Annotated in this window: 12 protein-coding genes and 1 tRNA gene; 7 read left to right on the forward strand and 6 right to left on the reverse strand. The window is 38.8% G+C overall.

Features of this window, described 5'->3' with window-relative positions:
• Positions 1 to 275: 275 nt before the first annotated feature.
• Positions 276 to 776: a hypothetical protein gene (locus tag B2Y23_RS03375; protein ID WP_291369030.1), complete on the reverse strand. Its 501-nt coding sequence runs from the start codon at positions 774 to 776 to the stop codon at positions 276 to 278.
• A 356-nt stretch (positions 777 to 1132) separates the two neighbouring features.
• On the opposite strand from B2Y23_RS03375, the gene B2Y23_RS03380 reads away from it, so the two are divergent.
• From B2Y23_RS03380 to B2Y23_RS03390, 3 genes are all read left to right on the forward strand, one after another.
• Complete coding sequence (locus B2Y23_RS03380; protein ID WP_291369032.1) at positions 1133 to 1864, forward strand: hypothetical protein; 732 nt, start codon at positions 1133 to 1135, stop codon at positions 1862 to 1864.
• 138 nt (positions 1865 to 2002) lie between these two features.
• A tRNA-Leu gene (locus B2Y23_RS03385) sits at positions 2003 to 2088 on the forward strand.
• Between the two features lie 189 nt (positions 2089 to 2277).
• Positions 2278 to 2586: a hypothetical protein gene (locus B2Y23_RS03390; protein WP_291352630.1), complete on the forward strand. Its 309-nt coding sequence runs from the start codon at positions 2278 to 2280 to the stop codon at positions 2584 to 2586.
• A gap of 28 nt (positions 2587 to 2614) precedes the next feature.
• Here the strand turns inward: B2Y23_RS03390 and B2Y23_RS03395 are convergent, their stop codons facing one another.
• Positions 2615 to 2929 (reverse strand): DUF5713 family protein, encoded by a 315-nt coding sequence (locus tag B2Y23_RS03395; protein ID WP_291352628.1) that lies wholly within the window; start codon positions 2927 to 2929, stop codon positions 2615 to 2617.
• Between the two features lie 600 nt (positions 2930 to 3529).
• Between B2Y23_RS03395 and B2Y23_RS03400 the strand changes: the two genes are divergently transcribed.
• A complete protein-coding gene (locus tag B2Y23_RS03400; RefSeq protein ID WP_291369034.1) occupies positions 3530 to 4084 on the forward strand; it encodes a hypothetical protein in 555 nt (184 codons plus the stop codon).
• 50 nt (positions 4085 to 4134) lie between these two features.
• Here the strand turns inward: B2Y23_RS03400 and folP are convergent, their stop codons facing one another.
• The 3 genes from folP to rlmE all read right to left on the reverse strand — a co-directional run bounded on the left by folP (position 4135) and on the right by rlmE (position 7797).
• The gene (gene folP / locus B2Y23_RS03405; protein WP_291352650.1) at positions 4135 to 4992 is read right to left on the reverse strand and encodes a dihydropteroate synthase; all 858 of its coding nucleotides are present in this window, start codon (positions 4990 to 4992) and stop codon (positions 4135 to 4137) included.
• Positions 4993 to 5124: 132 nt separating this feature from the next.
• Positions 5125 to 7014, reverse strand: a complete 1890-nt coding sequence (gene ftsH / locus B2Y23_RS03410) for an ATP-dependent zinc metalloprotease FtsH (RefSeq protein WP_291352624.1) — start codon at positions 7012 to 7014, stop codon at positions 5125 to 5127.
• A gap of 132 nt (positions 7015 to 7146) precedes the next feature.
• On the reverse strand, positions 7147 to 7797 hold the full coding sequence (gene rlmE / locus B2Y23_RS03415; protein WP_086199213.1) for a 23S rRNA (uridine(2552)-2'-O)-methyltransferase RlmE: 651 nt from the start codon (positions 7795 to 7797) through the stop codon (positions 7147 to 7149).
• Positions 7798 to 7992: 195 nt separating this feature from the next.
• On the opposite strand from rlmE, the gene yhbY reads away from it, so the two are divergent.
• Positions 7993 to 8316 (forward strand): ribosome assembly RNA-binding protein YhbY, encoded by a 324-nt coding sequence (yhbY, locus tag B2Y23_RS03420; protein WP_086199214.1) that lies wholly within the window; start codon positions 7993 to 7995, stop codon positions 8314 to 8316.
• Positions 8317 to 8325: 9 nt separating this feature from the next.
• On the forward strand, positions 8326 to 8865 hold the full coding sequence (locus tag B2Y23_RS03425) for a DOMON-like domain-containing protein (RefSeq protein WP_291352621.1): 540 nt from the start codon (positions 8326 to 8328) through the stop codon (positions 8863 to 8865).
• Between the two features lie 133 nt (positions 8866 to 8998).
• On the opposite strand, the gene B2Y23_RS03430 is transcribed toward B2Y23_RS03425, so the two are convergent.
• Positions 8999 to 9472, reverse strand: a complete 474-nt coding sequence (locus tag B2Y23_RS03430; protein WP_291352619.1) for a hypothetical protein — start codon at positions 9470 to 9472, stop codon at positions 8999 to 9001.
• 311 nt (positions 9473 to 9783) lie between these two features.
• On the opposite strand from B2Y23_RS03430, the gene B2Y23_RS03435 reads away from it, so the two are divergent.
• A partial coding sequence (locus B2Y23_RS03435) for a carbamoyl-phosphate synthase domain-containing protein (protein ID WP_291369036.1) occupies positions 9784 to 10266 on the forward strand: 483 nt, incomplete at its 3' end.

The following is a 10266-nucleotide window of genomic DNA, read 5'->3' on the forward strand; positions in this document are numbered from 1 at the left end:
TTTACTCCGTAAATTCAGCCTGTGATGCTGATTTTTGCCATTGTATTGCTGATTTTGGCATGCTGGATCACGCCCTATAGTTATGAGCGGTCAAGAAAAAATTATGATTCAACCCTGCGAATGGGTGAGTTTCTGTGTTATCTATTGATCAGCTGGTGGCGATTATTTATTTGGCCGATTAGCCTATTGCTGGCCTGGCTTTCCACATAAATTTTTGAAGTTTTTCTTCAACAAAAAAAGCACCACAAGGTGCTTTTTTACTGCAAGTGCTGAGATTATTTAATCAAGGCATCTAGAACAGCTTGATAATGAATGGAAATGTCATCTTCCAAAATCTTGTAAGCATTGTCGAACTGTACCATTGGCCAGCCCTCTTTCCAGAATGGAAAAATATTATGCAAATCATGGGTCACAATCGCATCCTCACGAGTAATTGCCTGGGCAATTTGCGATAAAACCTGAGCTGTCTCAGCGCCGTCAATCGCCATGTAATCAATACCATGTGCTTTTAAAATACGAATGCGGTCTTTTTTATAACGAATTTTTTTGCTTTGCGCTTCATTTAAATGCAGAGCCAAAGTTACGGCTTCAACAAACTTGCTTTCAAAGCTCGCATTTAAAGCCACTAATGCTTCTTTATGTGCTTCTTGACGACCAGCTTTACCGCCATTACGGATAATCTCTTTCGCTTCAGTATCTAGCACATCGCTTTTCATGGACTGTAAAATGTCTAAAATTTCGATATCGCTTAAAGATTCAGGAGATTGATCAGTCATGAACTGTCCTTGGACAAAATAGGAAAGTGCTATTTTCGCATAATTCCTGATTGAATACAGGAATAAAATTAAGCGCTCGATTCGGTTATTTAATTGGTCTTAAACCTGAGCTCAAATTATGGTAGGTAAGCACAATATTTCGCACTCGTTAAGCATATACTTAAAACGATAGATTTATGCGAAATAAATTAAGATAAAATTTAATATTCCAAGATTGCTTAAGAAATTAGTTCAATTTAAACAACTCAATAGAAATTATTGCTTAAATAAAGATCGTTGTAAATTATAGAATTTTTTCTGTTAAATAATGTCAAATCCTTTATATTAACTCTACTTTTTATGTGTCTTTAATTCTTATGCTCAGTAATAAACAAACTGCACTTTTTTTAAAACAATTGCGGGAACAATACCCGGCAGCGTTTAAAAGAAATTATTTGTTTTACAGTATGCTCAAAACCAAAGGAATTTTAGATGAACTAAAAGAGCTAATTCCTTGGATTTTAGCCGCGATGATTTTTATCTCGCTTTCGATGAGCTTAAGTCATTTCATTGCCATGCAGTTGCCGCAGTTGAATGCTTTTCGTGCACAAGGCATTGCGGTTCTAGCCATTATGTTGCTGTTTATGCTGTATACCCCCGTGGTCATTAAACAGATCAAACATAGCTCTACGTCTTTATATCAGCAACTTCGCCATACTCCAGTTAAACTGGCCGTACTGATTGTGCTTCAAACGCTGAACATTGCCTATATTGAAAGTACAGTTTTGCAAATTATTTTATTTTTCTTTGCCATGAGTTTTGGTTTTGTTCGTTTTTATAAGGAAAATATGTTCCGTCAAGCGACTCAAAACGAGCAATATTATTATCTGCAAGAGACCCGTCGCATTTGTTTTTGGGCTTATAAGCAAGTAATAAAGATTCAGTTAAAAAGCCTATTTTTGAGCAAAAACTCCCCAGCACTTCACGCGCTACGGCAACAAGAAAAACAGTTTATCGATTTACATATACAGCTGATTCGTTATGAAAATGAACTGTGTAAAACACATAAGCATATAGATGTCGAAACTTATCTGGATAGCTTGATGTAGAGTTCATCAATTTTTAACGGCAAAAGTTTAGTTAAAGTATTATTTTATAGCGTTAAACACATGAATTGATTGAAAACAAAGCAAATACACGCAAAGCTACTTGCCAAGTTTTATTTCGTCCACTATTATTGCGCACATGCCCGAGTGGTGAAATCGGTAGACACAGGGGATTTAAAATCCCCCGCCCACAAAGCGTGCCAGTTCGAGTCTGGCCTCGGGCACCATTTTAAGACTTTTAAAATGGTGCAATAAAAGATCCAGCGATACGCTGGTTTTTTTATGCCTGAATTATTACTATAAAATCAAATCTATAAAAAGAAATAATAAAAATGAAGCAAATAAAAATGTATTTTCTGCGGTATGTCAGCCTGTTTATATTAATGATCGCAAGTTCAACTTACGCAGCAGACATAATGGAAAAACTGCAAACTCCAAAAGTTTATGATTTATTTTCTGGAACCATTTACGAAAATCAGGGACAACTTGTTTTAAATCACTGCAGTTTGGGAAAATATCCCTATCCCCTACATTTTAATCATCCTGAAGATGAAAAACAGATTAGAAGCTTGCTGCGGCAAGACCCGTACTTTTGGCTCAATCTCAGAGCAAAAGCCTATACTGAAAATGAGAAATTTCATTTGATTGTAGATGAGATAGCAGAAATTCATATTCAGGCAAGTTGCCATCTAAGCGATCTATTGTCTCATCCGGCTAAACTTTAAATAGACATACTTACAAATAGATAGTGACTTACCACTCTCTATTCGATACCAGTTCTTCGATCTCAATATCCATATACCCATTTTCTTGCACCACCATCATCATGGCTTCAGCAATATAATCGGCGGCGGTGTCATCCAATGACGAATCAAGATCTTCAAACTGAGGTTTCATCTTATTAATCAAAACTACAGTTTCAGCAGCAAAATGATAAATATCTACTTCAGATACATCAGGCTTTGCTACCTTCCTTGCAAACTGTTTAACAGCCTGCTTAACTTCAGCCACCAGAATATCGGGATAATATTCATCATCAAACATCGGGAGAAGTAAATCTTCAAACATATAACACTCAAAAAAGACATGCATTAAAGCCAGCCTATATAACACAAAGCCACGTAATTACCAAACTTCACAATAAAAAAGGATGAGATTTTATGCTTAATTTTTCTGACTCAGATTTTTTAGATTGATTACACCTCATCTATTGAGGTTTAGACTTTAATTGTATTATTCATCGCCTTTACTCATCTACTCGTAAAGAAGAAATACTTACTATTCACCTTAAGATAACGAATGTAACTAATTCACAAGCAATTAATAATTTTTATAATTGAATGTCATTAGTCTTCTATCTTAAATTTGCTATTTTCCAGCAACAACGAGCTTTTAAAATAGTTATCCAACACAGCTTCTTTAAGATATGAAACTACTTTATCTAAGCAGCAATAGACTATTTCACCTCAAAACTTAATTTCTATTATACTGCCCGGCTAAAAACTTATACTTGGAATGCGCATTTAGCTTAAAAATAATCATATGATTTAATTAAGCTTTTATTTCATGTAAAGATTTGGTTGTGTTTTCGATTCATTGGATAGCCTGACTAGGATTTAAATAAATTTTATCTTATAAATTAAAAACCTAATTTTATAGGGAAATGTTATGAAAGCTATTTTAGTTACATTTCTTGCAATAATATTCACCGCCTGCTCTACAACCCCTACCACAGATCGTCAAAAAAATATGATTTCTGAACCCGAAGTCATAGCAGCACAACAAGCCTGGTGTAAAGCATTACTTGATATCAGTTCAACTTACGATAAAAGCGGAAAACAGGCAGCCAATGATCTGGCAAGCAAGGTGATTGATGAAGTATATTTTTATCAGGATGGTCCGGTTTTATTTAAACCCACATTAACTACAAATCCACAAACATTCAGAACCACAAAAGAAGGCGCTTTGTCTTATTTCGTAGGAGGAGATCCCAATTTTCCGGATGACAAAGGCTTTGCCCTTGGCGGCTGGCAAAAATGCGAAGTCGATAATGCAACCATAAATATAACCGGTGACAGTGCAAGCACGGTAGGTAAAGTTCACTTCACCAATAGGAATGGCGAAGTGACCACGGTTGATAAAAGCTGGAAATTTGTAAAAGATAATGCAGGTAAATTACGAATAGTGGTGCATCATTCTTCGCTTGAGCATAAAGCAAAATAATTACATCTAAAAGCAAAAAAGCCCGATACCTGATTGGGCTTTTTTCTTCTTTATAACCCTTGATTTTGCATTGCATTCCAAACTTTAATTGCATCTGACATGGCTTTGACATCATGTGCTCGCACCATACATGCACCCTGCTGAATACTCATCAGATGTGCCGCCACCGAGCCAACTGCACGCTGCCCAGCATCTGCTCCTCCTAAGGCTTCACCAATAAAACGCTTGCGTGATAAAGCGGAAAGAATCGGATACCCCATATCATTTAATTTATAAAATTCATTTAACAGTTTTAAATTCTGCTGCGCATTTTTAGCAAAACCAAAGCCCGGATCAATCATGATATTTTCAGGTTGAATGCCAGCATTTAAAGAATCAGTGATACGCTGCTGAAGTTCAGCAATGACCTCTGACGTTACATCGTCATACTGAGCCAAATTATTCATGGTGGTGGGTTCACCACGCATATGCATAATAATCACAGGAATATTGAGTTCAGCTGCTGTGGCCAAAGCATGCGGGCGGGTCAATGCACGCACATCATTCCAGATATGCGCCCCTGCCTGTACGGCCGCTTTAATCACTTCTGGCTGTGAGGTATCTATTGAAATAATGACATCATGCTTAGCCAATTCTTCAACCACAGGCACCACCCGACGGATTTCTTCATCCACTTCTACTACCGAAGCACCGGGACGAGTGGATTCACCACCTACATCAATTACGCTCGCCCCATCCGCGATCATCTGCAAGGCATAGGCAATGGCTTGATCTTTCGCATTATGTTTTCCACCATCACTAAAAGAGTCAGGAGTGACATTCAAAATTCCCATTACATGTGGTTTAGACAATTCCAATTTCATTTGACCACATGTCAGCATTCGATTAGGTAATGGCATCAATTGCATCATGTTTCTCCTTCAAGCAATTCCTTTATTCTAACAATTCTCTGATTTTACGGCCTAAATTCTTTTCAGTTACAGCCACTTTATGCATAAAAAAAGAGCCTCATTTGAGACTCTTTTTTCTAACCATCCAACTTAGCTCGCCGGTAATGGCGGAGGTGTTGCCGGACCATCTGTCGGGGTTACATCAATCACAGGATTTTCAGCAACATATACTTTAGGTGGCTGTGGTTCACGGCCTTCCATAATGTCACGAATTTGCTCACGATCAATCGTTTCCCATTCCATCAACGCTTTCACCATTGCATGTGCGATATCTTTGTTATTTTCCAAGATATTGCGAGCAACCTTATACTGTTCATCCAAAATACGACGAACTTCAGCATCTACTTGCTGTTGGGTTGCTTCAGAAATGGTACGACTGCCTACATTTCCAAAGAAGCCATTTTGGTTTTCATCTTCATAAACCATTACGCCCATTTTGTCAGACATACCGTACTTGGTCACCATTGCACGTGCCATTTTGGTCGCACGTTCAAAGTCATTTGAAGCACCGGTCGACATTTGGTTAATGAAGACTTCTTCTGCAATACGACCACCAAATAAAATCGAAATTTCATTGAGCATCTTATCTTTGTAATGGCTGGTCTGATCATGTTCAGGCAACTGCCATGTCACACCCAATGCCCAACCACGCGGCATGATCGTTACTTTATGCACAGGGTCAGTACCCGGCAAGATTTCAGCAACAATGGCATGACCAGCTTCATGGTAAGCCGTAGCGCGACGTTCTTCTTCACGAATCACCATCGATTTACGTTCAGGACCCATATAGATTTTATCTTTTGCATCTTCAAAGTCATGCATGTCGACCGTATTCTTGTTACGACGTGCCGCAAACAATGCCGCTTCGTTAACAAGGTTTGCCAATTGCGCACCAGAGAAACCTGGAGTACCACGAGCAAGAATTTTGACGTCTACACCGGTATGTGAAGGCAATTTTTTCAAATGTACGTTCAGAATCTGTTCACGACCTTTAATGTCAGGCAGACCCACCATCACCTGACGGTCAAAACGGCCTGGACGTAGCAAGGCTTTATCCAGTACATCTGCACGGTTGGTTGCAGCAATGACGATAATTCCTTCATTACCTTCAAAACCATCCATTTCTACCAGCATCTGGTTCAGTGTCTGTTCACGTTCATCGTGACCACCACCGGTACCTGAACCACGGTGACGACCGACCGCATCAATCTCATCAATAAAGATGATACAAGGCGCATGACGTTTCGCCTGTTCGAACATGTCACGTACACGTGATGCACCTACACCCACGAACATTTCAACAAAGTCAGAACCGGAAATACTGAAGAACGGAACTTTTGCTTCACCCGCAATTGCTTTAGCAAGCAAGGTTTTACCGGTACCTGGAGGACCCACCATCAATACGCCCTTAGGAATACTTGCACCCAGACGTTTGAATTTTGAAGGATCTTTTAAGAAGTCAACGATTTCAACCACTTCTTGCTTTGCTTCATCACAGCCAGCAACATCGGTAAAAGTGACTTTAATTTGGTCTTCAGAAAGCATTTTGGCTTTTGATTTACCGAAACTCATTGGACCGCTTTTACCACCTGCTCCACCACCCATGTTGCGCATAAAGAACATGAATAACAAAATGATCAAAAGTACAGGGAAGCTTGCGATAAGGAGTTGCATCAACAAACCTTGACGTTGTGGTGCAGTCCCTTCTACAACAACATTATGTTTAATGAGGCTTGGCATAAGTTCTGGGTCTTGAACCGCAGGACGAATACTTTCAAACTCTGAACCGTTTGTTTTTTCACCACGAATTCTTTCACCATCAATGGTAACTTGCTTAATTTGACCAGCATTCACCGCTGAAACAAACTCTGAATAATTCATTGCAGTCGGTTGATTGCGGTCACTGATGTTACTGAAAATCAGAATCAGCACACCCAGTATAACCAGCCACAATACGGCATTCTTGAAGAGATCGCTCAAAGCTTTATTCCCATATCAATCTAATTTGATCATGCCCATAAATGGGTGACCTTAATTTAAGCTGAAGATCAGCTTTGCAATATTTTAAAAATGTACAAAATGCACAATTTTTAACGTCTTGGCAAGTAAACTTTATCTAGAAGCCTTCTTACGACCTTGCCCAATTAAAAATACTTCTTTAGAACGGGCACGTGAAGCAGCAGGTTTTGCTGTCTTCAATACATCAAAGCTATCTACAACTTGTTTACGGAATTCGTCAAATCCAGTGCCTTGGAAAACCTTGACTACAAATTGGCCTTTAGGTCCTAAAACCTTGTTGGCAAAATCCAGAGCCAGTTCACACAAGTAGATTTGGCGAGGTTGATCTACAGCCTTATTACCTGATGTATTGGGGGCCATATCCGAAATTACAACGTCTACAGTCCGTCCATTTAAAATATTTAACAATTTTTCAAAAACTTCTTCCTCACGGAAGTCGCCTTGCAAGAAGGTCACATCGGGCAATGCATCCATTGGTAAAATATCGGAGGCAATCAACAAGCCTTTATCACCAACTAATTTACCGGCAATTTGCGACCAGCTCCCTGGTGCAGCACCAAGGTCAACCACCGTCATACCCGGTTTAATAATTTTGTATTTTTCTTGAATTTCAAGAAGCTTATAAGCAGCACGTGCACGATAACCTTCCTTTTGGGCTTTTTTCACAAAAGGATCATCCAAATGCTCGCGCATCCACTCTCGACTACTTTTTGACAACTTCTGGTTGGTAATGCGGGTCGCCATAACTCTCTAAATAATAAAAAACTTCTAATATATGATTGTACGTGAAAAATATAGGCCTTGCAGTATACATCTGTATCTAAATCTGATCTTTGCCAGGTTTTTTTCAATAAGTGAAATCGATTATTTCAACAGAATATAAAGCGTTTAAACTTGGCATTTGTTATACTAAGCCGTTTTTAAAATTAGGTTATCTTTATGGCGGCTTTATCTATTCAGGAACGTAAACGTTTACGTCAAATCGGACATGCATTAAACCCGGTGGTGATGCTGGGCGATAAAGGTTTGACTGAAGCTGTAGTCGAAGAATTAAACCGTGCTTTAAACGATCACGAACTGATTAAAGTGAAAATCGTAGCGGAAGATCGTGAAGAACGCGCATCTTTAATCGAAGACCTTTCAGCTCAAACTGGCGCTGAAGTTGTTCAAAAAATTGGTAAAATTGCGCTGATTTATAAAAAAGCAGCAAAACAGAATGCCAAATTATCCAACTTGGTTCGTCACGCGCATTTGTCTAACTAAGTAGATTTCATGGCCAGTTACGAACTCAGCGCTTTTGATCGCCGCTTTCAATCAATCTCCCTGGTTGCTGCGGTTGAACAGCAAAGTCCATATAATTTGAATATTGGCTTTTGGTTACGCGATCCCAATCAGCTCATGCAATGGCCTGAAATGGTTCAAGAGCACCCTCGTCAAGATTTCTTGTGGGAACATACCTGTTTTGAAATTTTTTTAGGTGTACAAGGAGAGGATTTCTATCGTGAAATTAACCTCTCTCCTTCCCAGGCGTGGCAAGTATATCAGTTTGAAGAATATCGCTATCCAGAAGATATGCCGCCGCAAACAGCTTATGATATTGAACTTAATCAGCTCAAACGCACACATTATGGTTTAAATGTGAGCCTAGATTTGAGCGAGTTTATGTTAAAGCACAAATTGCAATGGTCGGATTTATTCCTGGGCTTAACTGCAGTACTTAAAACTTCGCAAGGTGAACAATACTATGCGATGCAACACAGCAGTCCAAATGCAGACTTTCATAACAAACGTGATTGGCTACATCAGTTTTAAGATATAGCAAAGTTCAAGCAATAAAAAAGTGAGGCAAAGTACCTCACTTTTTTATTGCTTCAATGTGTACCTGAGGAAAATCAACATAGCGTCCTTCCTCGCCACCCTATAGATAGACTACTCTACCTATAGATCAGCTTTTTAAAGTAGGTTCATTATCTGACTTCACTGACACTTTTTTCCACACATCTAAAGTATGTTCTTTAGAGCGTTTTAAAGTTTCAGCCAAATGATCTTTATGTTTAACTGAAATTTGGCTGACATCGTCTTTCAACTCTTTGCCAAGTTTCGATAAATCTTCAATTACTGCATTGAATTCTGATTTAATGAATTCCTTTAATTCAGTTAAATCTTTTTGGGAAAAGTTGAGTTGTTTTTTAATGGTTTCAATACGCTGAAAAAGGTCTTCTTTTAAACTTTGAATTTGCTCTTGAACATTTGCTTGTACCTCCTTCGCTTCAACTTTTACATTTTCAGTTGACTCTGTTACTGCTTCTGTCACTTTTTGCTGTGCATCTTTAGATGCGTGCTGCAACTTATCTACACCTTCTGCGACCACCTCTTTTAAAGCGGTTTTTGCTTTTACTGGCTTTTGTTCTATTGTCATGATCTTTTTCCTATAGTTATTGCATGAAAACCCTAGCGTATTCCGTTTTGATAAAATTTAAGTTTTGATTTGTTAGACAATTCTAATTTGCTTACATTTTATATACACAGCTGCACAAACAGACTTTCCGTCAAAAAGCAAGGTATTTATCTTACAGTTTTGCTTTAAAGCCGTTGGACTTCGAGGGCCTTTCTGCGTATAATGCCGTGTTAAGTTCAAGCGAGCAGACATAGGGAGGGTAGGTTTTATAATAGCCTTCCTTTTTTTTCGTCTTCTCGCTTTTTTACAGCCTAAATTTCAGGAGCTTTGGTTTGAGCACCCCAGCAATTTTAGCCCTTGCCGATGGTACTATTTTTAAAGGTACTTCAATTGGCGCATCGGGTAGTACGACTGGTGAAGTCGTTTTCAACACTGCCATGACTGGCTATCAAGAAATTTTGACTGACCCGAGTTATGCACAACAACTTGTCACCCTAACTTATCCACATATTGGTAATACAGGTTGTAATGATGAAGACGCTGAGTCAGGTCGAATTCATAAAGTATGGGCTAACGGATTGATCATTCGTGATCTGCCTTTATTGCATAGCAACTTCCGTGCTGAACAATCACTAAGTGATTATCTTAACCAACACAATGTTGTAGCTATCGCAGACATCGATACACGTAAATTAACGCGTATTCTGCGATCAAAAGGTGCACAAAACGGTTGTATCCTTGCAGGCGAAAACATCACTGAAGAAGAAGCTTTAGCTAAAGCACGCGCATTCGGCGGTTTAAATGGTTTAGACCTT

Origin of the sequence: Acinetobacter sp. UBA5934, from assembly GCF_002430855.1 — a bacterium.
GTDB lineage: Bacteria > Pseudomonadota > Gammaproteobacteria > Pseudomonadales > Moraxellaceae > Acinetobacter.

Coding starts and splice junctions, on each gene's coding strand:
- B2Y23_RS03425 (WP_291352621.1), top strand. CDS start 8,326: ATGGCCAGTTACGAACTCAGCGCTTTTGATCGCCGCTTTCAATCAATC.
- B2Y23_RS03375 (WP_291369030.1), bottom strand. CDS start 776: ATGACTGATCAATCTCCTGAATCTTTAAGCGATATCGAAATTTTAGAC.
- B2Y23_RS03390 (WP_291352630.1), top strand. CDS start 2,278: ATGGAAAAACTGCAAACTCCAAAAGTTTATGATTTATTTTCTGGAACC.
- yhbY (WP_086199214.1), top strand. CDS start 7,993: ATGGCGGCTTTATCTATTCAGGAACGTAAACGTTTACGTCAAATCGGA.
- B2Y23_RS03395 (WP_291352628.1), bottom strand. CDS start 2,929: ATGTTTGAAGATTTACTTCTCCCGATGTTTGATGATGAATATTATCCC.
- folP (WP_291352650.1), bottom strand. CDS start 4,992: ATGCAATTGATGCCATTACCTAATCGAATGCTGACATGTGGTCAAATG.
- B2Y23_RS03400 (WP_291369034.1), top strand. CDS start 3,530: ATGAAAGCTATTTTAGTTACATTTCTTGCAATAATATTCACCGCCTGC.
- rlmE (WP_086199213.1), bottom strand. CDS start 7,797: ATGGCGACCCGCATTACCAACCAGAAGTTGTCAAAAAGTAGTCGAGAG.
- B2Y23_RS03380 (WP_291369032.1), top strand. CDS start 1,133: ATGCTCAGTAATAAACAAACTGCACTTTTTTTAAAACAATTGCGGGAA.
- B2Y23_RS03430 (WP_291352619.1), bottom strand. CDS start 9,472: ATGACAATAGAACAAAAGCCAGTAAAAGCAAAAACCGCTTTAAAAGAG.